This window comes from Klebsiella sp. KTE92, assembly GCF_000398905.1.
Lineage (GTDB): Bacteria > Pseudomonadota > Gammaproteobacteria > Enterobacterales > Enterobacteriaceae > Klebsiella > Klebsiella variicola.
Map to the genome: position 1 here is coordinate 2,120,092 of NZ_KB976100.1, position 23,082 is coordinate 2,143,173.

The following is a 23,082-nucleotide window of genomic DNA, read 5'->3' on the forward strand; positions in this document are numbered from 1 at the left end:
ATGACATGGAGGGGAAGGTAACGCGAGGAAATCGCCGCCTGGCGCAATACCAGGCGGCTAACGGTCAGGCGGTTTTGGTCGCCGCCTTCAGGCTCTGGACGAAGGCTTTCAGTTCGTCGAGCATGGTCTGCGGCTCATCGAGGTGGCGTTCGATGATTTTGACGATGGCGGAACCGGAGATAGCCCCGGCGGCCCCGGCGTCAATGGCGGCGCTCACCTGCTCCGGCGCGGAGATACCAAAGCCCTGCAGCGGCGGCGCGGCGTGATATTCCGCCAGCTTCTCCACCAGGTGGTGCAGCGGCAGTGCGGCGCGATTTTCCGCACCCGTCACTCCGGCGCGCGACAGCAGATAGGTGTAGCCGCGGCCATAAGAAGCAATCTGGCGCAGTAAATCGTCATCCGCATTGGGCGGGCAGATGAAAATCGGCGCGATGTTATGGCGCATCGCCGCCTGGCGGAACGGGGCGGACTCTTCCACCGGCACGTCGGCCACCAGCACCGAGTCGACGCCAACGCGGGCGCACTGGGCATAGAACGCATCGATGCCCGGGCTGAAGACGAGGTTGGCGTACATCAGCAGGCCGATTGGGATGGTCGGATGCTTCTGGCGGATCGCCGCCAGCATCTCAAAGCACTGCGCCGGGGTCACTCCCGCGGCGAAGGCGCGCAGGGCCGCGCCCTGGATGGTCGGGCCGTCCGCCAGCGGGTCGGAGAAAGGGATCCCCAGCTCAAGGGCATCGGCGCCGCCTTCGATCAGCGCATCGATAATTTTGAGCGACTGCTCCGGTCCCGGATCGCCGAGGGTGACAAAGGGAACGAAGGCGCCTTCCTGGCGATTTTTCAGTTGGGCAAACAGCGTCTCATAGCGTTCCATCAGATTTCCCCTCGCGCTTTCAGGATGTCATGTACGGTGAAAATGTCTTTGTCGCCGCGACCGGAGAGGTTAACCACCAGCAGCTGCTCTTTTTCCGGGTTCTCGCGCATCATCTTCAGCGCGTGGGCCAGAGCGTGAGAGGACTCCAGCGCCGGGATAATCCCTTCGTGGCGGGAGAGCGCTTTAAACGCGTCCAGCGCTTCGTCGTCGGTGATCGACACATAGTCAGCGCGACCGGTGCTGTTCAGAAACGCGTGCTGCGGCCCAACGGACGGGAAGTCCAGCCCGGCGGAAATGGAGTAAGACTCTTCGATCTGGCCGTCGGCGGTTTGCATCATCGGCGACTTCATACCGAAGTAGATCCCCACGCGGCCATGCTTCAGCGGCGCGCCGTGCTCGCCGCTTTCGATACCGTGCCCGGCCGGTTCCACGCCGATTAGGCCGACGTTGGTTTCATCAATAAAGTCGGCAAACATGCCGATGGCGTTTGACCCACCGCCAACGCAGGCGATCACCGCGTCCGGCAGACGTCCCTCTTTTTCGAGGATCTGCGCTTTGGTCTCTTCGCCAATCATGCGCTGGAATTCACGTACAATGGTCGGGAACGGATGCGGACCGGCGGCGGTGCCCAGCATATAGTGCGCCTTCTCGTAGCTACCAGACCAGTCGCGCAGCGCCTCATTACAGGCATCTTTCAGCGTGGCGGAGCCGCTGTGCACCGGGATCACCTCGGCACCCATCAGGCGCATACGGAAGACGTTCGGCGACTGGCGCTCGACGTCCTTGGCCCCCATGTAGATACGGCATTTCAGGCCGAGCAGGGCGCTGGCCAGCGCTGAGGCGACCCCGTGCTGACCGGCGCCGGTCTCGGCGATAATTTCGGTTTTACCCATCCGTTTGGCCAGCAGGGCCTGGCCCAGCACCTGGTTGGTTTTGTGCGCGCCGCCGTGCAGCAGATCTTCGCGTTTCAGGTACAGGGTGGTGCGGGTGCCTTCGGTCAGATTCCGGCATTTGGTCAGGGCCGTCGGACGCCCGGCGTAGTTTTTCAGCAGGTCGGTGAATTCCGCCTGAAAGGCCGGGTCCTTCTGCGCGCTGACAAAGGCTTCTTCCAGCTGGCGCAGGGCGGGCATCAGGATCTGCGGCACATACATGCCGCCGAATTCGCCGAAGTAGGGGTTCAGTAAAGTGCTCATTATTGCTCCTTAATATGCGCGCAGCGTCTGGAATACGGAGGCCAGCTTGCTGGCGTCTTTCATCCCGGGTTGCGACTCTACGCCTGAATTGAAATCGAGTCCGGCACAGCCGCTTTTGGCCGCTTCCACACAGTTATCGGCACCCAGGCCACCCGCCAGCATGACGTTGCGCAGATCCTGGCCCTGCAGCAGGCTCCAGTCAAAGCGCTGGCCGCTGCCGCCCTGGCCGTTGTCGAACAGGTACTTGTCGACATGGCGGAGAGTACGGGCCGGGAGGGTTTCACCAACGCTCAGCGCTTTCCAGATACGGACGTTGTCCGCGAGGGCGTCGCGCAGCGCGTCGATATAGGCCTGGTCCTCATCACCGTGCAGCTGCACGGCGGCCAGCCCCAGAGCCTGCGCGCGGGCGACCACCTCGTCCAGCGGCGCATTGCGAAACACGCCGACGTACTGCAGCGGCGCAGCGGCGATCACCGCTTTGGCCTGGGCGTCATTCACCGCCCGCGGCGAAGTCGGGACGAAAATCAGGCCACCGTAGATGGCGCCGGACTCCCAGGCCACCTGGGCATCCTGCGGGCGCGTCAGGCCGCACACTTTATTCTCGCCGAGCAGCACGCGTTTAACCGCCGCTTCCAGATCCGCCTGCTCCATCAGGGCGGAGCCGATCAGGAAGCCGTTGGCGAAGTGGCTCAGCTCGCGCACTTCAGCATAAGTATGGATGCCGGATTCGCTGATCACCGTGACATCCGGGCCGAGACGCGCCGCCAGCTGACGGGTGCGGTTAAGGTCAATCGACATATCGCGCAGGTCGCGGTTGTTAATGCCCACCACCTTCGCCTTCAGGGCGATGGCGCGCTCCAGCTCCTCTTCATTGCTGACTTCGGTCAGCACGCCCATATTCAGGCTGTGCGCCACCGCGGAGAGCTGGCGGTACTGCTCATCGTCGAGCACCGAGAGCATCAGCAGGCAGGCATCGGCCTGATAGTAGCGCGCCAGGTAGATCTGGTAAGGGTCGATGGTGAAGTCCTTACACAGGATCGGCTGCGGCGCGACCTTGCTGACGATCGGCAGAAAATCGAAACTGCCCTGGAAATATTTCTCATCACACAGCACTGAGATCGCCGAGGCGTAGTGTTTGTAGATGCTGGCGATCGCCGCCGGATCGAAATCTTCGCGAATCAACCCCTTCGACGGCGAGGCCTTTTTGCACTCGAGAATAAACGCGGTGCGGGTGCCGGCCAGCGCGTCATAGAAATTGCGCTGCGTCGGGACCACTTCATTCTGAAAACTGGCTAACGGTTGTTGTTGTTTGCGGGCTTCTACCCAAATCGCTTTGTCGGCAACGATTTTTGCTAAAACGGTCTGCATTCTTTACCCTCTTGCCGCTAAGGCGGTCACTCTGTCATAGGCCGCGCCGCTGTGCAGCACATCCAGTACCTGCTGAGCGTTAGCTTTCAGATCTTCATGCCCGTGTAAACGCATCAACATGGCGACGTTGGCGGCGACGGCGGCTTCGTGAGCGGCTTCACCTTTACCTTGTAGCAAGCGCGTCAGAATGTCACGATTTTCTTCCGGCGTGCCGCCCGCCAGCTGCGCCTGATGGTAAGGCGTCAGGCCGAAGTCGTCAGCGGTCAGCTGATAGCTTTTGATTTCCCCGTTATGCAGTTCGGCGACCACCGTGGGCGCATGCAGCGAGACTTCATCCATCCCGCCGCTGTGCACCACCGCCGCGCGCTGATAGCCCAGCACGCGCAGGGTCTCGGCGATCGGCAACACCAGTTCCGGGCTGTAGACGCCAATCAGCGCCAGCGGCGGATGCGCCGGGTTGATCAGCGGCCCCAGCACGTTAAACAGGGTGCGGGTCTTCAGCTGCTGACGGACCGGCATCGCGTGGCGGAAACCGGTGTGGTATTTCGGCGCGAACAGGAAACAAACCCCCAGCTCATCGAGCGCCGCGCGGGATTTATCGGCGTTCATATCGAGATTGATGCCGAAGGCCGCCAGCAGGTCAGAAGAGCCTGATTTACTGGAGACGCTGCGGTTACCGTGTTTCGCCACTTTCAATCCACAGGCCGCAGCGACAAAGGCGCTGGCGGTGGAGATATTGATGCTGTTGCTGCCGTCGCCACCGGTGCCGACGATGTCGGCAAACAGGTAGTCCGGGCGCGGGAACGGCGCGGCGTTTTCCAGCAGCGCGGTGGCGGCGCCGGCAATTTCCTGCGGCTGCTCGCCGCGCACTTTCATACTGACCAGCGCGGCGGCCAGTTGCTCAGGCTTCACTTCACCGCGCACGACGGCGGAGAACAGCTGGTGGCTCTCCTGCTGGCTCAGGGTTTCCGCCTGATAGAGCTTCTCAAGGATCGGCTGGAGGGTGTTAGTGTGCTCCAGCTTCTGCAGCGCCCAGGCCAGGGTCTGCTCCAGCAGCCGTGCGCCCTGAGTGGTAAGGATCGATTCCGGATGGAACTGGAAGCCGCACACCCGGTCCGCATCGTGACGCACCGCCATCACCATACCGTTGAAATTGGCGTTAATCGTCAGCCCGGCGGGAATATTGCTGCCAACCAGCGAGTGGTAACGCGCCACCGGCAGTGGGTTAGCCAGACCGGCAAACATGGCCTGGCCGTCGTGCTCAATGCTGGATGCTTTGCCATGGAGGATCTCGCCCGCCTGGCCGACATAGCCGCCGTAGGCTTCGACAATAGCCTGATGACCGAGGCAGATGCCGATGATCGGCAGCTTGCCACGCATACGGGTCAGCAGTTCCGGCATGCAGCCAGCTTCGCTCGGCGTACCCGGGCCCGGGGAGAGCATCAGCACCGGGTTGTCCATGGTGCCCAGACGCTCAATCAGCGCCTGCGCCGGGACGGAGTTACGGTAAATCACCACGTTATGACCATTGGCCCGCAGCTGGTCTGCCAGGTTATAGGTGAAAGAATCGATATTATCGAGCAGCAGAATGTCAGCCATCAGAAAATCTCCTTCGCGTGATGGGCCTGGGCAATGGCGCGCAGCACCGCGCGGGCTTTATTTCGGGTCTCATCCGCTTCCGACTGGGGAACCGAGTCGAGCACAATGCCGGCTCCGGCCTGGACGGTAGCGATACCCTCCTGCACGTAGGCGGAACGGATGACGATGCAGGTGTCGAGGTCGCCGTGGGCGGTGAAATAGCCCACCGCGCCGCCGTAGCTGCCGCGGCGTTTACCTTCGGCGGCGGCAATCAGCTGCATGGCGCGGACCTTCGGTGCGCCGCTGAGGGTGCCCATGTTCATGCAGGCGCGGTAGGCGTGCAGCACATCGAGGTCCTGACGCAGTTCGCCGACCACGCGGGAGACCAGATGCATCACGAAGGAGTAACGGTCAACCTTCGTTAAATCGGCGACATAGCGGCTGCCCGGGGTACAGATGCGGGCCAGGTCATTACGCGCCAGATCCACCAGCATCAGGTGTTCGGAAAGCTCTTTATGGTCGGTGCGCATTTCCAGTTCGATGCGGCTGTCAAGATCGCGATCCAGCGAACCGTCGGCGCGGCGGCCGCGTGGCCGGGTGCCGGCGATAGGGTAGATCTCAATCTGACGGCTGACGGCGTCATATTTCAGCGAACTCTCCGGCGAGGCGCCGAACAGGGTGAAATCGTTGTCCTGCATAAAGAACATGTACGGGCTGGGGTTGCTCTTCTTCAGCACATCATAAGCGGCCAGCGGCGACGGGCAGGGCAGCGAGAAGCGACGGGAAGGAACCACCTGGAAGATTTCCCCGGCGCGGATCGCGCGCTGCATTTTGCGCACCACCGCACCGTACTCTTCATCGCTCTGGTCAACGTCGCACTGCATTTCGGCCACAGTGGTAACCGGCAGCGGCGCCGGCGGCTCGTTCAGTTGCTGACGCAGCTGGCTCAGGCGCTGCTCCAGGCGCTGTTTTTCACTCTCCAGCGGGGTGAACAGGCTGGCCTGAATGCGGGTATGCTTGGTCTGATGGTCGATGACCAGCAGAGTTTCAGCCAGATAGAAGCAGTAGTCCGGGCAGGCGGTGTCGCTCTGCAGCGGTGGAAGATCTTCAAAGCCGGCGACCAGGTCATAGGCGAACAGGCCGCCGAAGAACATCGCTTCACGCTCGTTGGCCGGGACGGTCACCAGCTCCTGCAGGAGACGGAAGGCGTCAAACACCGACAGTGAGCAGAGGCGGGCGTCTTCATCGAGCAGGGTGCTGACCGCGGGGAAGGTCAGGATGCGGCCGTTGGGCTGGCGCTGATTGGCGATCCCGGAGGGCAGCGCGCCGTCCAGCAGTTCCAGCAGCGCGGCGCCGTTAGCGGAAAGTGCCTGAATAGTGACAGTGTCACCAAGAGCGGTGATGCGCAGCGCGCTGTCGACCAGCAGCAGGCTTTTTAAGTCATCTTTGCTGTCGATATCAGCGGATTCCAGCAGCAGCGTGGCCGGACGGGCGCCACACAGTTGGTGGAATAACGCCGTCGGGTTCTCCCGGTAGATGGCGTCGCTGGTGAGAAGCTCGAGTGCCGGTTTGGATGTTTGCATTATTGTTCTCGCCTGTTCGTATTATTTTTGTCCAATAAAAAGCCCGCTCATTGGCGGGCCGGGTATCTGTATGCTGAATGCAAAACGCGATCACGCCGCCCGTTATCAGGAGGTGCGCCACCAGCTGTGCAGAGTGATAAAGTGCATTTTCATCGTGATACCCCTTCATGTGAACTTGCGTACTAGTTAACTAGTTCAATGGAATAAAGTCAACCCTTGTTTGCAGATTTTCTCTGCCTGTCGGTATGATAATGCGCTTATTTACGTTGATGTCCAGCAGGAGTCCTTTTGAGCGACAGCCAATACGCAGTGATTTACGATCTGCACAGCCATACCACCGCCTCTGACGGGCGGCTGACTCCGCAGGAACTGGTCCATCGCGCCCATGAGATGCGCGTAGGCACCCTGGCGATCACCGACCATGACAGCGTGGCGGCGATCCCGGCCGCCCGGGAAGAGATCGCCCGTGCCGGATTACCCTTAACGCTGGTAAACGGCGTCGAGATTTCGACGCTCTGGGAGAATCACGAAATACATATCGTGGGTCTGAATATTGATATTGCGCACCCGACGATGACCGCGCTGCTGGAGGAGCAGAAAGCGCGACGCCAGCTGCGGGGCCAGATGATTGCCGAGCGTCTGGAGAAGGCGCGCATCCCTGGCGCCTGGGAAGGGGCGCTGCGGCTGGCAGACGGTGGCGCCGTCACCCGCGGCCATTTTGCCCGTTTTCTGGTGGAGGCCGGCCATGCGAAAAACATGGCGGAAGTCTTCAAAAAATACCTTGCCCGCGGGAAAACCGGTTACGTGCCGCCGCAGTGGTGTACAATAAAACAAGCGATTGATGTCATTCATCATTCTGGCGGCAAGGCGGTGATAGCCCATCCCGGGCGCTACGATCTCTCCGCCAAGTGGTTGAAGCGGCTGTTGGCCCACTTTAGCGAGCAGGGCGGTGATGCCATGGAAGTGGCCCAGTGTCAGCAGGCGCCCCATGAACGCGCCCAGCTGGCCACCCTGGCCGTGCAGTTTGGTCTGCTGGCGTCACAGGGCTCCGATTTTCATCAGCCCTGTGCGTGGATCGAGCTTGGCCGTAAGCTCTGGCTTCCTGCCGGCGTGGAAGGCGTCTGGCACAGCTGGGAAGCGGCCGCCAAATAAAAATTGAGAGGGAAGTATGAGCCAGTTTTTTTATATCCATCCGGATAACCCGCAGGCGCGGCTGATTAACCAGGCGGTGGAGATTGTGCGTAAGGGCGGGGTGATCGTTTATCCTACCGACTCCGGCTACGCCCTGGGCTGCAAAATTGAAGACAAGGGCGCGATGGAGCGGATCTGCCGTATCCGTCAGTTGCCTGACGGCCACAACTTTACCCTGATGTGCCGCGATCTGTCCGAGCTGTCAACCTACGCTTTTGTAGACAACGTGGCGTTTCGTCTGATGAAAAACAACACGCCGGGCAACTACACCTTTATCCTCAAGGGGACCAAGGAAGTGCCGCGCCGGCTGCTGCAGGAGAAACGTAAAACCATCGGCATGCGCGTCCCGTCTAACCCTATTGCTCAGGCGTTGCTCGAGACTTTAGGCGAACCGATGCTGTCCACGTCGCTGATGCTGCCCGGCAGCGACTTTACCGAGTCCGACCCGGAAGAGATCAAAGATCGTCTGGAGAAAGTGGTGGACCTCATCATTCACGGCGGCTTCCTTGGGCAGCAGCCGACCACGGTTATTGACCTGACGGAAGATACCCCGGTGGTGCTGCGCGAAGGCGTCGGCGACGTGAAGCCTTTCCTCTGATCGTCATCGTCGGGCGGTGGTTCATGCTCCGCCCGGCACCCCGCGTTTCCTTCCTGACCGCACGACAATCAACCACAGCGCCAGACCGATCAGCAGTGCGCCGAGAATCAGCCCTTTTTGTATGGTTTCTCCGAGGCACAAATAGCCCCACAGCGCCGCAAAAGGTGGGAGCAAAAAGGTCACGGACAGCGAACGCAGCGGTCCTATATCAGCAATCAGGCGAAAATAGAGAATATACCCTGCTGCTGTACAGACCACGCCCAGCATGACTATCGCTATCCACGGCAGGCTCTGTCGCCAGTCTATGACCGGACCATACCAGCCTGACCAGAGAAAGAAAGGCAACAGAAACAGCGTGGCGCCGACCTGGCTGCCCAACGCAACGCGCTCAGCCTCAAGGCCGCCCCGCTGCTGGATCCAACTGCGGGTCAGGAAGCCGGCCAGACCGTAACAGGCGGTCGCGATCAGGCAGGCCCCGATCCCCGGCAGCAGGAGGGCGGCGCTGAGGCTGGAGGTTGGGCGCGCAATGACTGCCACGCCAATGGCGCCCAGTAACGCGCCGCCGCCTTTGCGCAGGGTTAACGGTTCCGCAAAGCATAACGCGCCGATAAGCATTCCCATCATCGGCGCCGTGGCGTTGAGCGTGGCGGAGTACCCTGCCGGCAGCCACTGTGCGGCAAGGCAGTACATCAGAAAAGGAAGGCCTGAATTAATGACCCCCAGCTTCAGAGTGGATATGAATTTTCCCTGATACCCGCTCCATTTACCCTGCACGCCGAGTAACAGCCCGAGCGCGATAGCGGCGAACAGTACGCGAAGAAAAGCGCTGATCATCGCCCCGAAGGCCGGGGTGGTGATGCGCATAAACAAAAAACTGGCGCCCCAGAGAGCGGCGAGCAGCAGCAGGCGGCCATAGTCGATAACACGCATGATTGACTCCTTGTATTCACGAAGGAAGTCAACTGTAGAACTCACGTGCAGCGTCCGACAAACGCGTTATGCTTACATGATTAAGTTATTCTTAACTGAGATGCCATGTCGATGAAACTTCCACCGCTGAATGCGCTGCGCTGCTTTGAAGCGGCGGCAAGGCTGCTTAGTCTGAAGCAGGCCGCCAGTGAGCTTTGCGTTACGGCAAGCGCCGTCAGCCAGCAAATTGCCCGCCTCGAGGAAGCGCTGAATACCCCGCTTTTTATTCGTACTCCCCGACAGTTACAGTTAACGGAGGTGGGGGAGATCTACCTGCGGGCCGTTCAGCCCGCCTTTCTCCAGATAGCCGCCGCCACCCAGCGCCTGCAGGTGCCCGCGGGGCCAGAAAAGGTGACGCTCAGCTGTACCAGCGGCTTCGCCATTCAGTGGCTGCTGCCGCGGCTGGCTGATTTTGAACGACGTTATCCAAAGATTGAGATCCAGATCGGCACCACCAACCGGCGAGTAGATTTGCTGAGTGAAGGGATCGATTTTGCCGTGCGTCATGGTGTCGGCGGCTGGCCGGAACTGCAGGCTTACCGCCTGCTGGATGACGACCTTATCCCGGTCTGCAGTCCGCAACTGATTGCTCCGCGCCGGTCCCTCGCCGGTGCGGGCGATCTGCTGCAGTATCCGCTGCTGCACGATGAGCATCGTGAAGACTGGGCGCTGTGGTGTGAGGCCGTGGGGCTGGAGCCGGACCGCGCGCGCCGCGGTCCGGTGTTCACTGATTCCAACGGCGTGACGGAGGCGGCGTTCGCTGGTATGGGGATGGCATTACTGCGACGTTCATTCATAGCGTCTGCGCTGACGCAGGGGCGGCTGGTTAATCCTCTGGCGCAGCCCATCGCCTGTCCGCTGGCCTATCATCTGGTTTACCACGAGACCGCGCTGCTGGCGCCTGCCAACCGCTGTTTTCGCGACTGGCTGCTCGGCCAGCGCCCGGCTGTTGTTGAGGAGGGCGCGCAGTGAGGAGGATCACTGTCCGGTAAAGATCTCTATGTGTGAAGGCGCACAGGAGAATGAGGAAAATCTGTTCCATACTCAAGGTGCGATACGGCGAACAGAAGCTTTCCCGACGAAGTTAGTGTAGTATGTTCGGCCACGATTACGGGCTCGCGGTGAATGTTTTGCGCATGCCAGCGAGACTTTACGTAAAAAGTATATACGTAACAATGAGTTGTTCATACAGGCCTCATTGTTTCATAAAGCATACCAGACGCCTGGGAAGGCGACACCTTAAGGAAGCTCAATGAGCGAGAAACTGCAAAAAGTGCTGGCCCGCGCCGGCCACGGCTCCCGCCGTGAAATTGAAGCGAAAATCGAAGCTGGCCGCGTCAGCGTCGACGGAAAAATCGCCACCCTCGGCGATCGTGTGGAAATCGTCCCCGGTTTAAAAATTCGTATCGATGGTCATCTGATCTCGGTGAAAGAGTCTGCTGAGCAGATCTGTCGCGTGCTGGCTTACTATAAGCCGGAAGGCGAGCTGTGCACCCGTAACGATCCGGAAGGGCGCCCGACGGTGTTTGATCGCCTGCCAAAACTGCGCGGCGCGCGCTGGATTGCCGTTGGCCGTCTGGACGTGAACACCTGTGGCCTGCTGCTGTTCACCACCGATGGCGAACTGGCAAACCGCCTGATGCATCCGAGCCGTGAAGTCGAGCGTGAGTACGCCGTTCGCGTTTTCGGCCAGGTGGATGATGATAAGCTGCGTCAGCTGTCTCGTGGCGTGCAGTTAGAAGATGGTCCGGCAGCATTTAAAACCATCAAATTCACCGGCGGTGAAGGGATTAACCAGTGGTACAACGTCACCCTGACCGAAGGGCGTAACCGCGAAGTGCGTCGCCTGTGGGAAGCGGTCGGCGTGCAGGTCAGCCGTCTGATCCGCGTGCGCTATGGCGATATTCTGCTGCCGAAAGGCCTGCCGCGCGGCGGCTATACCGAACTGGACCTGGCGCAGACCAACTACCTGCGCGAGCTGGTGGAGCTGACGCCGGAAACCAGTTCTAAAGTTGCCGTCGAGAAAGACCGTCGCCGGATGAAAGCCAATCAGATCCGTCGGGCGGTGAAGCGTCACAGCCAGACCAGCGCTAACCCGCGCCAGGGTAACAACAGCAACCGTCGTTCCAGTACTCGCAATAAGACCAACGGTTAATGTTGTGCGTTCCGGTGGATTGCCGCCGGAACGCGTACTGCCTTTCGCCGTATCAGGCCCTCAGTAGTCAATTCCCATCTGCGCTTTAATCCCGGCATCAAACGCATGCTTGACCGGACGCAGTTCGCTGACGGTATCCGCCAGTTCAATAATATCGCGATGGCAGCCGCGGCCGGTAATGATCACCGACTGATGGGCAGGACGCTCACGCAGGGCGCTTAGCACCGACTCCAGCGGCAGGTAATCGTACGCCACCATGTAAGTCAGCTCATCCAGCAGCACCAGATCGAGCTGGTCGTCAGCCAGCATACGGCGGGCATGCTCCCAGACCGCCAGACAGGCGGCGGTGTCGCTGTCGCGATCCTGGGTGTTCCAGGTGAAGCCTGTCGCCATCACCTGAAATTCGACGCCGTGGGGTTCCAGCAGGTTACGCTCACCGTTAGGCCAGGTCCCCTTAATAAACTGGATCACGCCGACTTTTTTGCCGTGGCCGACGGCGCGGGTCGCGGTGCCAAAGGCGGCGGTGGTTTTGCCTTTGCCGTTGCCGGTAAAGACCATCACAATGCCGCGTTCGTCCTGGGCTGCCGCCACCCGGGCGTCAACTTTATCTTTCAGCCGCTGCTGGCGTTCGCGGTAGCGTTCATCACTCATTGGGCAATTCCTGGCTTACGGCCCGGTTGGGCGTCAAAGGTCATTCCCGTCTTGCGGCGACTGTCGTCACCCATCAGCCATAGATAGACGGGCATAATGTCAGCGGGGGTCTTCAGTTTTAGCGGATCTTCCGTCGGGAAGGCGCTGGCGCGCATCCCGGTGCGGGTGCCGCCGGGGTTGATGCAGTTCACCCGCAGATGACGGCTTTGGTACTCGTCGGCCAGCACCTGCATCATCCCTTCGGTGGCGAATTTGGAGACCGCATAGGCGCCCCAGTTGGCGCGGCCCTGACGGCCAACGCTGGACGAGGTGAAGACCAGCGAGCCCGCATCCGAACGGAGTAATAAAGGAAGAAGCGCCTGGGTCAGCATAAAAGTGCCATTGACGTTCACCTGCATCACCTGCTGCCAGACCTCCGGCTTCTGCTCGTCCATGGGGCAGATGTCGCCGAGCAGGCCGGCGTTGTGCAGCACGCCGTCAAGACGGGGATAGTGCATACTTATCTGCTGCGCCAGCTGCTGGCACGCCTGCGGCGTGCAGGTTAGCAGGTCGAGGGTAAACCAGCGGGCGGGAATGCCGCCCTCGCGTTCAATCTCCTGGGCGACGGCGCGCAGTTTTTCGTCGTTGCGGCCAAGCAGAATCACGCTGGCGCTATAGCGCGCGTAGGTCAGGGCCGCTTCACGACCAATCCCGTCGCTGGCGCCGGTGACCAGGATGATGCGATCTTTCAGCAAGTGGCGTTGCGGTTGATAATGCACGGCGACTCCTTGGGCGATCGGTTCCCGATCGCGCTTCATCTTTGGTATCTCACTTTTGCGCTGTTATGCCTGAAAGTGCTCGCCATTGCAATCGGCGAAGCGGAAAGTATTCAGAAAATTAATATCTTGCAACGATTTCAGCCTCGCTGAAAAAAAACGGAATCCGCTGCGCACAAGACACAAAGCACAAAGACTTCTCGCCAGGGGCTGATGTACACTGTGCAGCAACGTCAGTGCTTTACACAAGGTGAAAACGTGGAATTACTTGCTCAGTACGGCTTATTTTTAGCCAAGATCGCGACGGTTGTCGTCGCTATCGCGGTGATTGCCGCTATTATCGTCAACCTGGCCCAGCGTAAGAAGCAGCGCGGCGAACTGCGGGTGACCAATCTTAGCGAGCATTACAAAGAGATGAAGGAATCGCTGGCGGTGGCGCTGCTTGACGGCCCGCAGCAGAAACAGTGGCATAAAGCGCAGAAGAAAAAGCAAAAACAAGAGGCGAAGGCCGCGAAAGCGCGGGCGAAGCTGGGTAACGTGGAGCCGGAAGGCAAGCCGCGCGCCTGGGTGCTGGATTTCAAAGGCAGCATGGATGCCCATGAGGTCAACAGCCTGCGGGAAGAGATCACGGCGGTGCTGGCGGCGGCGAAAGCGCGTGACCAGGTGGTGATTCGTCTGGAAAGCCCCGGCGGGGTGGTGCACGGTTACGGGCTGGCAGCCTCTCAGCTGCAGCGGTTACGCGACAAACAGATCCCGCTGACGGTGGCGGTTGACAAAGTGGCGGCCAGCGGCGGCTATATGATGGCTTGCGTGGCGAACAAAATCGTGTCGGCGCCATTTGCGATCCTTGGCTCCATTGGCGTGGTGGCGCAGATCCCTAACCTCCATCGCTTCCTGAAGAACAAAGATATTGATATCGAACTGCATACCGCCGGGCAGTACAAACGGACGCTCACTATGCTGGGCGAAAATACCGAAGAAGGGCGGCGCAAGTTCCGTGAGGATCTCAATGAGACGCACCATCTGTTCAAGGATTTCGTCCATCGGATGCGTCCTGGACTTGATATTGAGCAGGTAGCTACCGGCGAGCACTGGTACGGGGTGCAGGCGCTGGAAAAAGGGCTGGTGGATGCGGTTGAAACCAGCGATGAGCTGTTGCTGGGGCTCATGGAGAGCCACGAGGTGATCGGGGTGCGTTAGCAACAGCGTAAGAAAATGCTCGACCGCTTCACCGGTAGCGCCGCGGAGAGCGCCGATCGACTTCTGCTGCGCTGGTGGCAGCGCGGTCAGAAACCGCTGATGTAAACAACATAACGCGAGGCCAGGGCCTCGCGTTATCGTTTCCACCGGCCTTAATCGACCAGGTGATACTTGTCCGACAGCTCGTGGGCGAGGTACTTAAACATGTTAAATACCGCCGTACTCTTCGGCGTCGGTAAACCCTGCTCGTCAAGATAAAACTCACCGCTAAACACCAGGACATTGTTGCGCTGAACGACGTCGGTGGCTTCGATACCGGCTAACGTATCCTCATGTTCGCGAATAAGTTTGTTGGCTTTTTCGAGCAGCGTCTGGCGATCGATAGGTTGGGTTGTACCTTGCATAACGGACTCCTCTTTTTCTCCGCGCGTAGTTTACGCCGCGCGGCGGCGTGGGGCAAATTTTCCATGGACAAAACAGGGGTAATCGTAACCAGTGGAGAAACAGCCGTTTACTGGCGGGTTTCGCTTTTGCATGCTAATAAAGTTGCGTAACGAATTTTATCAGGTACAGTGTGACGCTTTCGGCGATCTGGCAACAGATTTGCTTGACATTCGGCCAAAAATTCTTCGTGCTATGTCACCTGACGAAAAAAAGTCAGCAAACTCAAACGCCTGGTTTTACGGAGATGAAGCGGGTGTTCAGGGTTGATATTCACCGACGGTGCCGCAACATATGAGGCAGTCGCCAGTGGAGGGTGTATGAATGTGCGATGTATTCCTGGATGAATCAAATTAGGTAAAGGTGAATATGGGTAAAGCTCTCGTTATCGTTGAGTCCCCGGCAAAAGCCAAAACGATCAATAAGTATCTGGGTAATGACTACGTGGTGAAATCCAGCGTCGGTCATATCCGCGATTTGCCGACCAGTGGATCAGCTTCCAAAAAGAGCACCGACTCTACCGCCACCAAAGGGGCTAAAAAGCCTAAAAAGGACGAACGTGGTGCTCTGGTTAACCGCATGGGCGTGGACCCATGGCATGACTGGAATGCGCACTATGAAGTACTTCCGGGTAAAGAAAAGGTAGTTTCAGAACTCAAACAGTTGGCGGAAAAAGCTGACCACATCTATCTCGCAACCGACCTTGACCGCGAAGGGGAAGCCATTGCCTGGCACCTGCGGGAAGTGATCGGCGGCGATGAACAGCGTTACAGCCGCGTGGTGTTCAATGAGATCACCAAAAACGCTATTCGTCAGGCCTTCGAAAAGCCGGGCGAACTGAATATCGATCGGGTTAACGCCCAGCAGGCGCGCCGCTTTATGGACCGCGTGGTGGGCTATATGGTCTCGCCGCTGCTGTGGAAGAAAATTGCCCGTGGTCTTTCTGCCGGGCGCGTGCAGTCCGTTGCGGTCCGCCTGGTGGTGGAACGTGAGCGTGAAATCAAAGCCTTCGTCCCGGAAGAGTACTGGGAAGTTGATGCCAGCACCACCACGCCGGGCGGCGACGCGCTGCCTCTGCAGGTGACTCACAAAGACGATAAGCCGTTCCGTCCGGTCAGCCGTGATGAGACCATGGCGGCGGTATCGCTGCTGGAAAAAGCCAGCTACAGCGTGCTGGAGCGAGAAGACAAGCCGACCAGCAGCAAGCCGGGCGCGCCGTTCATCACCTCCACGCTGCAGCAGGCGGCCAGCACCCGTCTCGGCTTCGGCGTGAAAAAGACCATGATGATGGCTCAACGTCTCTATGAGGCGGGGCACATCACCTATATGCGTACCGACTCCACCAACCTGAGTCAGGATGCGCTGAACATGGTTCGCGGTTATATCAGCGACAACTTTGGCAAAAAATATCTGCCGGAGAGCGCTAACCAGTACGCCAGCAAAGAAAACTCGCAGGAAGCGCACGAAGCGATTCGTCCTTCTGATGTGAGCGTGCTGGCGGAAACGCTGAAAGATATGGAAGCCGATGCGCAGAAGCTCTATCAGCTGATCTGGCGCCAGTTTGTCGCCTGTCAGATGACGCCGGCGCAATACGATTCCACCACGCTGACCGTGGCGGCGGGCGATTTCAAACTGAAAGCGCGCGGTCGTACCTTACGTTTCGACGGCTGGACCAAAGTCATGCCGGCGCTGCGCAAGGGCGATGAAGACCGGACGCTACCGGTGGTCAAACAGGGCGACCGCCTGAGCCTGGTGGAGCTGACGCCTGCGCAGCACTTTACCAAGCCGCCAGCGCGCTTCAGCGAAGCTTCACTGGTCAAAGAGCTGGAAAAACGCGGTATCGGCCGTCCTTCCACCTACGCTTCGATCATCTCGACCATTCAGGATCGCGGCTACGTGCGGGTGGAAAACCGTCGTTTCTATGCGGAGAAAATGGGCGAAATCGTCACCGATCGGCTGGAAGAAAACTTCCGCGATCTGATGAACTACGACTTCACCGCGCAGATGGAAGATCGTCTCGACCAGGTAGCCAACCACCAGGCCGAATGGAAAGAGGTGCTGAACCACTTCTTCGGCGATTTTACCACTCAGCTGGAGACCGCAGAGAAAGATCCGGAAGAGGGCGGCATGCAGCCGAACCCGATGGTGCTTACCAGCATCGACTGCCCGACCTGTGGACGTAAAATGGGCATCCGTACCGCCAGCACCGGTGTTTTCCTCGGCTGTTCGGGCTATGCTCTGCCGCCGAAAGAGCGTTGCAAAACCACCATCAACCTGGTGCCGGAAAACGAAGTCCTCAACGTGCTGGAAGGCGATGACGCGGAAACCAACGCGCTGCGTGCCAAACGTCGCTGTCAGAAGTGCGGGACCGCAATGGACAGCTACCTTATCGATCCTAAGCGTAAACTGCACGTGTGTGGTAATAACCCGACCTGTGACGGCTATGAGATTGAAGAGGGCGAGTTCCGCATCAAGGGCTATGACGGTCCGGTAGTGGAGTGCGAGAAGTGCGGTTCTGAAATGCACCTGAAAATGGGGCGTTTCGGCAAGTACATGGCCTGTACCAACGACGAGTGTAAGAACACGCGTAAGATCCTGCGCAACGGCGAAGTGGCTCCGCCGAAGGAAGATCCGGTGCCGCTGCCGGAGCTGCCGTGCGAGAAGTCGGACGCGTACTTTGTGTTGCGCGACGGGGCGGCGGGTGTCTTCCTGGCGGCCAACACCTTCCCGAAGTCACGGGAAACGCGTGCGCCGCTGGTGGAAGAGCTGTACCGCTTCCGCGATCGTCTGCCGGAAAAACTGCGCTATCTCGCCGATGCGCCGCAGCAGGATCCGGAAGGTAATAAAACGCTGGTGCGCTTTAGCCGTAAAACGAAACAGCAGTATGTGGCTTCCGAAAAAGAGGGCAAAGCGACCGGCTGGTCAGCCTTCTTTATTGACGGTAAATGGACTGAAGCCAAAAAGTAATCGTGCAGTATCAGGCAGGAAAAGCGCGCTTTTCCTGCACTAACGGCCGGCAGAGGCAGTGGATGCCTCTGCCGCGTTGTTTCCCCTTCTGGATGGTCTTTTCTTCCCCTTATAACCACCTATATTATTTTTCGTTAGTATCTATACACTGTTGATATAAATGATATAGTGGTTATAGCTAATCCCTTTTTTATTATTAAAACGTCTTATACATCATCGCTTTCAGGATGCGTTGCGGCGCCACTACGGCCAACTGCCGGGAGGCTGGCCTCACGGTCGACAAGTTGCCTGAACGTAAAGTGTATTAAGCGGCTTCATTTTACGCGCAAACGGATATCAGCATGAAACTACAACAGCTTCGCTACATCGTTGAGGTGGTGAACCATAACCTGAATGTTTCATCCACCGCCGAAGGGCTTTATACCTCCCAGCCGGGCATCAGTAAGCAGGTCCGCATGCTGGAAGATGAGCTGGGCATCCAGATTTTCGCCCGCAGCGGCAAACATTTAACTCAGGTGACACCTGCCGGGCAGGAGATCATCCGTATCGCCCGCGAGGTATTATCGAAAGTCGATGCGATTAAATCTGTCGCCGGGGAGCATACCTGGCCTGATAAAGGGTCGTTATATGTGGCGACGACCCATACTCAGGCCCGCTATGCGTTACCGGGGGTGATCAAGGGCTTTATTGAACGCTACCCGCGGGTGTCGCTGCATATGCATCAGGGCTCGCCAACCCAGATAGCAGAAGCCGTATCGAAAGGCAACGCCGACTTCGCCATCGCCACCGAGGCGCTGCATCTGTATGACGATCTGGTGATGTTGCCATGCTATCACTGGAACCGGTCGATTGTGGTGACGCCTGAGCATCCTCTGGCCGCGAAGGGCTCGGTTTCCATTGAAGAGCTGGCGCAGTACCCGCTGGTGACCTATACCTTTGGCTTTACCGGCCGTTCGGAACTGGATACCGCGTTTAACCGAGCGGGTCTGACGCCGCGCATTGTCTTCACCGCCACTGACGCCGACGTGATCAAAACCTATGTTCGCCTGGGCCTTGGGGTCGGGGTGATAGCCAGCATGGCAGTCGATCCGGTCTCTGACCCGGACCTGGTGAAGCTGGATGCGAACGGTATATTCAGCCACAGCACCACCAAAATTGGTTTCCGCCGTAGCACCTTCTTACGAAGCTACATGTATGATTTTATTCAACGTTTTGCACCCCATCTGACCCGGGATGTCGTGGATACCGCGGTGGCTTTGCGGTCAAATGAAGATATTGAAGCGATGTTTAAAGATATAAAACTTCCGGAAAAATAACCCTTAAAAAAATAATGGCATTCCCTGTGGGGAGTGCCATTGACTATCATGGTCCTAATTTAACATCTTAAACCTCGAACCAATCACAAAATTAATAATTTCTGGCAACACGTTTGTCATTATGCCCGCCGCGATCAAATAACCGGTTAAATATATTCCATCAGGCCTAAATTCACTGGATTAATCTTTTATCCATAATTAAGATTTATCTGTACCTGATGATTTGAGCAATTGGTGGTGACAATATGATAAGTAATATCGATTACATGAAACTGGCGATGTCATACGAGAATGACAAAACCGAAATCGATCCCGTTCTGCGTAGTCGCGTATGGGGCGTAGTGTTGGTAGGGCTGGCGATGTTCTGGAGCATCATCGCGCTTACCATCTGCAACATCTGGATTGTCAGCTAAAGCTGTAGGTCATCGTTGTAGATACATGTCATTTTTATGACAGTGAAAGGAAACTGTAATATAAAATCAGTGACCGGCAATACAGGGAGAATATATTTTGCCGCTGGATTCATCCAATCTGAAATCACTCACAAGAGCTAATCATAGCCAGCTGGCCGATTAGCTCTTTTTTTGTCCTCGTGTACTAATACAATATCGTCTTAATCATCGCTTCTGCACTATTTTGGTGCTATTTCTCCGATTCCAGGATAATTCCCGATTAATCACTGTCGACCTCGGCGCATTTAGCAATTTGGGTTGTTATCAAAGTGTTATGCTCGGTATGTGTTATCTTTAATGGAGACCCTGAGGAGAATCAGGGTATGCCATCCCTGAGATAAAGGAGGAGCTATGTCGTCAACCCTACGAGAAGCCAGTAAGGACACGCTGCTGGTCAACGAGAAAACCTGGCATTACTACAGTCTGCCGCTGGCAGAGAAACAGCTGGGCGATCTCAGTCGACTGCCTAAGTCGCTGAAGGTGCTGATGGAGAACCTGCTGCGCTGGCAGGACGGTGACTCGGTGACAGAAGAAGATATTCGTGCCCTGGCCGGCTGGCTGCAACAGGCCCATGCCGACCGGGAGATAGCCTACCGTCCCGCGCGCGTCCTGATGCAGGACTTTACCGGCGTGCCGGCAGTCGTGGATCTGGCCGCCATGCGCGAGGCGGTGAAGCGCCTGGGCGGCGACACCGCGAAAGTGAATCCGCTGTCGCCCGTCGATCTGGTGATCGACCACTCGGTCACCGTCGACCGTTTCGGCGATGACGAGGCCTTCGAAGATAACGTCCGTCTGGAAATGGAGCGTAACCACGAACGTTACGCTTTTCTACGCTGGGGACAACAGGCCTTCAGCCGCTTCAGCGTAGTGCCGCCGGGCACCGGTATTTGTCACCAGGTCAACCTGGAATACCTCGGTCGGGCCGTCTGGAGCGAAGAGGTGAATGGGAAGTGGATGGCGTGGCCGGATACCCTGGTGGGCACCGACTCTCATACCACCATGATTAACGGTCTCGGCGTACTGGGCTGGGGCGTGGGCGGGATTGAAGCGGAAGCCGCCATGCTGGGTCAGCCGGTGTCGATGCTGATCCCGGATGTCGTGGGCTTTAAGCTCAGCGGCAAACTGCGCGAAGGCATCACCGCCACCGATCTGGTGCTGACGGTCACCCAGATGCTGCGCCAGCACGGTGTCGTCGGCAAGTTTGTTGAATTCTACGGCGATGGCCTGGATACCTTACCCCTGGCCGATCGCGCCACTATCGCCAATATGGCCCCGGAATATGGCGCCACCTGTGGTTTCTTCCCGATCGATGATGTGACGCTTAGCTATATGCGTCTGAGCGGCCGTAGCGAAGAACAGGTCGCCCTGGTGGAAGCCTATGCCAAAGCGCAGGGCATGTGGCGCCAGCCGGGCGATGAGCCGGTCTTTACCAGCACCCTGGCGCTGGACATGGGCAGCGTTGAGGCAAGCCTTGCCGGGCCGAAACGGCCGCAGGATCGCGTGGCGCTCGGCGATGTGCCGAAAGCCTTTGCTGCCAGCGGCGAGCTGGAAGTTAACCATCCTCAGCGTCAGCGCCAGCCGGTGGATTATACGCTGAACGGGCATCACTATTCGCTACCGGACGGCGCCGTGGCCATTGCGGCTATTACTTCCTGTACCAATACCTCCAACCCCAGCGTGCTGATGGCCGCCGGTCTGCTGGCGAAAAAAGCCGTCGAGCGTGGCCTGCAGCCGCAGCCGTGGGTAAAAGCTTCCCTGGCGCCAGGCTCGAAAGTGGTGTCGGATTATCTGGCTCATGCCGGCCTGACGCCTTACCTCGACCAGCTCGGCTTCAATCTGGTGGGATATGGCTGTACCACCTGTATCGGTAACTCCGGTCCGTTGCCGGAACCTATTGAAGAGGCGATCAAAAAGGGCGATCTGACCGTCGGGGCGGTGCTTTCCGGTAACCGTAACTTCGAAGGGCGTATCCATCCGCTGGTGAAAACCAACTGGCTGGCCTCGCCGCCGCTGGTCGTCGCTTACGCCCTGGCGGGGAACATGAATATCGATCTCACCCGCGAGCCGTTGGGGCAGGGCAGCGATGGCGAACCGGTTTATCTGAAAGATATCTGGCCGAGTGGGGAGGAGATTGCCCGTGCGGTGGAACAGGTCTCCACTGAGATGTTCCGCAAAGAGTACGCGGAAGTGTTTTCCGGTACCGAGGAGTGGAAAGCAATCAAGGTGGAGGCGTCAGATACCTATGACTGGCAGGAGGACTCGACTTATATTCGCCTGTCGCCGTTCTTTGACGAGATGGGCGTCGAACCGCTGCGGGTAGAGGATATTCATGGCGCGCGGATCCTCGCCATGCTGGGCGATTCAGTGACCACTGACCACATTTCGCCGGCGGGGAGCATCAAAGCCGATAGCCCGGCAGGCCGCTATCTGCAGGAGCATGGGGTTGCCCGGCGCGACTTTAACTCCTATGGTTCCCGTCGCGGTAACCATGAGGTGATGATGCGCGGCACCTTCGCCAATATCCGTATTCGTAACGAAATGGTACCGGGAGTGGAAGGCGGTATGACCCGACATCTGCCGGACCGCGAACCGGTGGCGATCTACGATGCGGCGATGCAGTATAAAGCGGAAGGCATACCGCTGGCGGTGATTGCCGGTAAGGAGTATGGCTCAGGTTCCAGCCGCGACTGGGCGGCGAAGGGGCCGCGCCTGCTGGGGATCCGGGTGGTGATCGCCGAGTCCTTCGAACGTATCCACCGTTCCAACCTGATCGGGATGGGGATTTTGCCGCTGGAGTTCCCGCAGGGCGTCACCCGTAAAACGCTGCAGTTGACCGGGGAAGAGCGGATTGATATCAGCAATCTGCAGTCGCTTCAGCCTGGCGCTACGGTGCCGGTGACCCTGACTCGCCCTGACGGCTCGCAGGAAGTGATCCCTTGTCGGTGCCGTATCGACACCGCGACCGAGCTCACCTACTACCGCAACGACGGCATCCTGCACTACGTTATCCGCAATATGCTGTAAAACAAAGGGCCAGCATCGCTGGCCCTTTCTCTTTTATTCAATCGGTTTATTCCGCCGGCTTGCTGTTCAGCAAATGGCCCATTTTGGCGGCTTTAGTATCCAGGTAGTGAGCATTTTTCGGGTTACGCCCGACGATCAACGGTACCCGCTCCACAATGTTGATCCCGGCTTCGGTAAGAATTTCCACTTTTTTCGGGTTATTGGTTAATAACCGAACCTGCTCAACGTTGAGCAGTTTGAACATATCGGCGCACAGGGTGAAGTCGCGCTCATCGGCGGCGAAGCCCAGCTGATGGTTCGCCTCAACGGTGTCGTAGCCCTGATCCTGCAGCGCGTAGGCGCGGATTTTATTCAATAAACCAATGTTGCGTCCTTCCTGGCGGTGATAGAGCAGGATCCCCCGACCTTCTTCGGCGATATGCGACAGGGCCGCTTCCAGCTGAAAGCCGCAATCACAGCGCAGGCTAAACAGGGCATCGCCCGTCAAACACTCTGAATGGACGCGGGCCAGGACCGGCGACTGCCCCGAGATATCGCCATACACCAGCGCGACATGATCTTGTCCGGTTGCCAGTTCTTCAAAACCCACCATCAGGAAATCGCCCCATGGGGTTGGCAGTTTGGCTTCTGCCACACGTTTAAGCTGCATGTGATTCTCCAGATTCTGTCAGCACCTGAATGTGCTTTCTGTTTGCCGCTATTTTGCCACAAGGCCGGGACGTTCTCCTAATCGCGAACGGTTAGCCGCGTGGAAAGCGCACAAACGA

18 protein-coding genes, 1 pseudogene and 1 other annotated feature are annotated in these 23,082 nt (G+C 58.3%); of the genes and pseudogenes, 9 read left to right on the forward strand and 10 right to left on the reverse strand.

What is annotated here, in order from left to right; translation table 11 throughout:
- Nucleotides 1-64 precede the first annotated feature (64 nt).
- Genes trpA through A1WC_RS15325 form a run of 5 tightly spaced genes read right to left on the reverse strand, consistent with a single transcriptional unit; the run spans nt 65 to nt 6,596 of the window.
- Nucleotides 65-874, reverse strand: a complete 810-nt coding sequence (gene trpA / locus A1WC_RS15345) for a tryptophan synthase subunit alpha (RefSeq protein WP_002901728.1) — start codon at nt 872-874, stop codon at nt 65-67.
- Nucleotides 874-2,067, reverse strand: coding sequence for a tryptophan synthase subunit beta (gene trpB / locus A1WC_RS15340; protein ID WP_012542059.1), 1,194 nt, complete (start codon nt 2,065-2,067; stop codon nt 874-876). The genes trpA and trpB overlap by 1 nt, the downstream gene beginning before the upstream one ends.
- 9 nt (nt 2,068-2,076) lie before the next feature.
- Complete coding sequence (gene trpCF / locus A1WC_RS15335) at nt 2,077-3,435, reverse strand: bifunctional indole-3-glycerol-phosphate synthase TrpC/phosphoribosylanthranilate isomerase TrpF (protein WP_012968448.1); 1,359 nt, start codon at nt 3,433-3,435, stop codon at nt 2,077-2,079.
- Nucleotides 3,436-3,438: 3 nt separating this feature from the next.
- Nucleotides 3,439-5,034 (reverse strand): bifunctional anthranilate synthase glutamate amidotransferase component TrpG/anthranilate phosphoribosyltransferase TrpD, encoded by a 1,596-nt coding sequence (gene trpD, locus A1WC_RS15330; protein ID WP_004148109.1) that lies wholly within the window; start codon nt 5,032-5,034, stop codon nt 3,439-3,441.
- On the reverse strand, nt 5,034-6,596 hold the full coding sequence (locus tag A1WC_RS15325) for an anthranilate synthase component 1 (RefSeq protein ID WP_012542057.1): 1,563 nt from the start codon (nt 6,594-6,596) through the stop codon (nt 5,034-5,036). Before A1WC_RS15325 ends, trpD begins: the two co-directional genes overlap by 1 nt.
- 33 nt (nt 6,597-6,629) lie before the next feature.
- Nucleotides 6,630-6,725: a sequence feature (Trp leader region), on the reverse strand.
- A 159-nt stretch (nt 6,726-6,884) separates the two neighbouring features.
- Here A1WC_RS15325 and rnm point away from each other — a divergent pair.
- Together rnm and A1WC_RS15315 are read left to right on the forward strand one after the other, a co-directional pair.
- On the forward strand, nt 6,885-7,748 hold the full coding sequence (gene rnm / locus A1WC_RS15320) for an RNase RNM (protein WP_012542055.1): 864 nt from the start codon (nt 6,885-6,887) through the stop codon (nt 7,746-7,748).
- A 16-nt stretch (nt 7,749-7,764) separates the two neighbouring features.
- The gene (locus tag A1WC_RS15315; protein ID WP_008807778.1) at nt 7,765-8,385 is read left to right on the forward strand and encodes an L-threonylcarbamoyladenylate synthase; all 621 of its coding nucleotides are present in this window, start codon (nt 7,765-7,767) and stop codon (nt 8,383-8,385) included.
- A 21-nt stretch (nt 8,386-8,406) separates the two neighbouring features.
- On the opposite strand, the gene A1WC_RS15310 is transcribed toward A1WC_RS15315, so the two are convergent.
- Entirely contained in the window at nt 8,407-9,315 is a 909-nt protein-coding gene (locus A1WC_RS15310) for a DMT family transporter (RefSeq protein ID WP_016160770.1), read from the reverse strand.
- Between the two features lie 111 nt (nt 9,316-9,426).
- On the opposite strand from A1WC_RS15310, the gene gcvA reads away from it, so the two are divergent.
- Both gcvA and rluB read left to right on the forward strand, forming a co-directional pair.
- Nucleotides 9,427-10,326 carry a transcriptional regulator GcvA gene (gene gcvA, locus A1WC_RS15305; RefSeq protein ID WP_032691360.1) on the forward strand — a complete coding sequence of 300 codons (900 nt, stop codon included), beginning with the start codon at nt 9,427-9,429 and terminating at the stop codon, nt 10,324-10,326.
- Nucleotides 10,327-10,606: 280 nt separating this feature from the next.
- Nucleotides 10,607-11,509: a 23S rRNA pseudouridine(2605) synthase RluB gene (rluB, locus tag A1WC_RS15300; RefSeq protein WP_008807781.1), complete on the forward strand. Its 903-nt coding sequence runs from the start codon at nt 10,607-10,609 to the stop codon at nt 11,507-11,509.
- A 60-nt stretch (nt 11,510-11,569) separates the two neighbouring features.
- Here rluB and cobO read toward each other — a convergent pair whose 3' ends face one another.
- Both cobO and A1WC_RS15290 read right to left on the reverse strand, forming a co-directional pair.
- Nucleotides 11,570-12,160, reverse strand: coding sequence for a cob(I)yrinic acid a,c-diamide adenosyltransferase (gene cobO, locus A1WC_RS15295; protein WP_002901749.1), 591 nt, complete (start codon nt 12,158-12,160; stop codon nt 11,570-11,572).
- Nucleotides 12,157-12,918 (reverse strand): YciK family oxidoreductase, encoded by a 762-nt coding sequence (locus tag A1WC_RS15290; protein ID WP_012542052.1) that lies wholly within the window; start codon nt 12,916-12,918, stop codon nt 12,157-12,159. The genes cobO and A1WC_RS15290 overlap by 4 nt, the downstream gene beginning before the upstream one ends.
- Nucleotides 12,919-13,173: 255 nt before the next feature.
- On the opposite strand from A1WC_RS15290, the pseudogene sohB reads away from it, so the two are divergent.
- Nucleotides 13,174-14,220: pseudogene (gene sohB / locus A1WC_RS15285) on the forward strand (protease SohB).
- A 47-nt stretch (nt 14,221-14,267) separates the two neighbouring features.
- Here the strand turns inward: sohB and A1WC_RS15280 are convergent.
- Nucleotides 14,268-14,519, reverse strand: a complete 252-nt coding sequence (locus A1WC_RS15280) for a YciN family protein (RefSeq protein ID WP_002901761.1) — start codon at nt 14,517-14,519, stop codon at nt 14,268-14,270.
- Nucleotides 14,520-14,925: 406 nt separating this feature from the next.
- On the opposite strand from A1WC_RS15280, the gene topA reads away from it, so the two are divergent.
- The 4 genes from topA to acnA all read left to right on the forward strand — a co-directional run bounded on the left by topA (nt 14,926) and on the right by acnA (nt 22,315).
- A complete protein-coding gene (topA, locus tag A1WC_RS15275) occupies nt 14,926-17,523 on the forward strand; it encodes a type I DNA topoisomerase (RefSeq protein ID WP_008807785.1) in 2,598 nt (865 codons plus the stop codon).
- Between the two features lie 341 nt (nt 17,524-17,864).
- A complete protein-coding gene (cysB, locus tag A1WC_RS15270; protein ID WP_008807786.1) occupies nt 17,865-18,839 on the forward strand; it encodes an HTH-type transcriptional regulator CysB in 975 nt (324 codons plus the stop codon).
- Between the two features lie 245 nt (nt 18,840-19,084).
- Nucleotides 19,085-19,252 (forward strand): YmiA family putative membrane protein, encoded by a 168-nt coding sequence (locus A1WC_RS26080; RefSeq protein WP_002901776.1) that lies wholly within the window; start codon nt 19,085-19,087, stop codon nt 19,250-19,252.
- Nucleotides 19,253-19,642: 390 nt separating this feature from the next.
- Nucleotides 19,643-22,315, forward strand: coding sequence for an aconitate hydratase AcnA (gene acnA / locus A1WC_RS15265; RefSeq protein WP_016160773.1), 2,673 nt, complete (start codon nt 19,643-19,645; stop codon nt 22,313-22,315).
- 46 nt (nt 22,316-22,361) lie between these two features.
- Here acnA and ribA read toward each other — a convergent pair whose 3' ends face one another.
- Nucleotides 22,362-22,964 carry a GTP cyclohydrolase II gene (gene ribA / locus A1WC_RS15260; protein WP_008807788.1) on the reverse strand — a complete coding sequence of 201 codons (603 nt, stop codon included), beginning with the start codon at nt 22,962-22,964 and terminating at the stop codon, nt 22,362-22,364.
- Nucleotides 22,965-23,082 lie beyond the last annotated feature (118 nt).

Excerpts from the sequence above, each read along its gene's own strand:
- topA (WP_008807785.1), top strand. The coding sequence starts at position 14,926 with ATGGGTAAAGCTCTCGTTATCGTTGAGTCCCCGGCAAAAGCCAAAACG.
- cysB (WP_008807786.1), top strand. The coding sequence starts at position 17,865 with ATGAAACTACAACAGCTTCGCTACATCGTTGAGGTGGTGAACCATAAC.
- rluB (WP_008807781.1), top strand. The coding sequence starts at position 10,607 with ATGAGCGAGAAACTGCAAAAAGTGCTGGCCCGCGCCGGCCACGGCTCC.
- trpCF (WP_012968448.1), bottom strand. The coding sequence starts at position 3,435 with ATGCAGACCGTTTTAGCAAAAATCGTTGCCGACAAAGCGATTTGGGTA.
- ribA (WP_008807788.1), bottom strand. The coding sequence starts at position 22,964 with ATGCAGCTTAAACGTGTGGCAGAAGCCAAACTGCCAACCCCATGGGGC.
- trpD (WP_004148109.1), bottom strand. The coding sequence starts at position 5,034 with ATGGCTGACATTCTGCTGCTCGATAATATCGATTCTTTCACCTATAAC.
- trpB (WP_012542059.1), bottom strand. The coding sequence starts at position 2,067 with ATGAGCACTTTACTGAACCCCTACTTCGGCGAATTCGGCGGCATGTAT.
- A1WC_RS15280 (WP_002901761.1), bottom strand. The coding sequence starts at position 14,519 with ATGCAAGGTACAACCCAACCTATCGATCGCCAGACGCTGCTCGAAAAA.
- A1WC_RS15315 (WP_008807778.1), top strand. The coding sequence starts at position 7,765 with ATGAGCCAGTTTTTTTATATCCATCCGGATAACCCGCAGGCGCGGCTG.
- cobO (WP_002901749.1), bottom strand. The coding sequence starts at position 12,160 with ATGAGTGATGAACGCTACCGCGAACGCCAGCAGCGGCTGAAAGATAAA.
- acnA (WP_016160773.1), top strand. The coding sequence starts at position 19,643 with ATGTCGTCAACCCTACGAGAAGCCAGTAAGGACACGCTGCTGGTCAAC.
- A1WC_RS15310 (WP_016160770.1), bottom strand. The coding sequence starts at position 9,315 with ATGCGTGTTATCGACTATGGCCGCCTGCTGCTGCTCGCCGCTCTCTGG.
- A1WC_RS26080 (WP_002901776.1), top strand. The coding sequence starts at position 19,085 with ATGATAAGTAATATCGATTACATGAAACTGGCGATGTCATACGAGAAT.
- gcvA (WP_032691360.1), top strand. The coding sequence starts at position 9,427 with ATGAAACTTCCACCGCTGAATGCGCTGCGCTGCTTTGAAGCGGCGGCA.
- A1WC_RS15325 (WP_012542057.1), bottom strand. The coding sequence starts at position 6,596 with ATGCAAACATCCAAACCGGCACTCGAGCTTCTCACCAGCGACGCCATC.
- trpA (WP_002901728.1), bottom strand. The coding sequence starts at position 874 with ATGGAACGCTATGAGACGCTGTTTGCCCAACTGAAAAATCGCCAGGAA.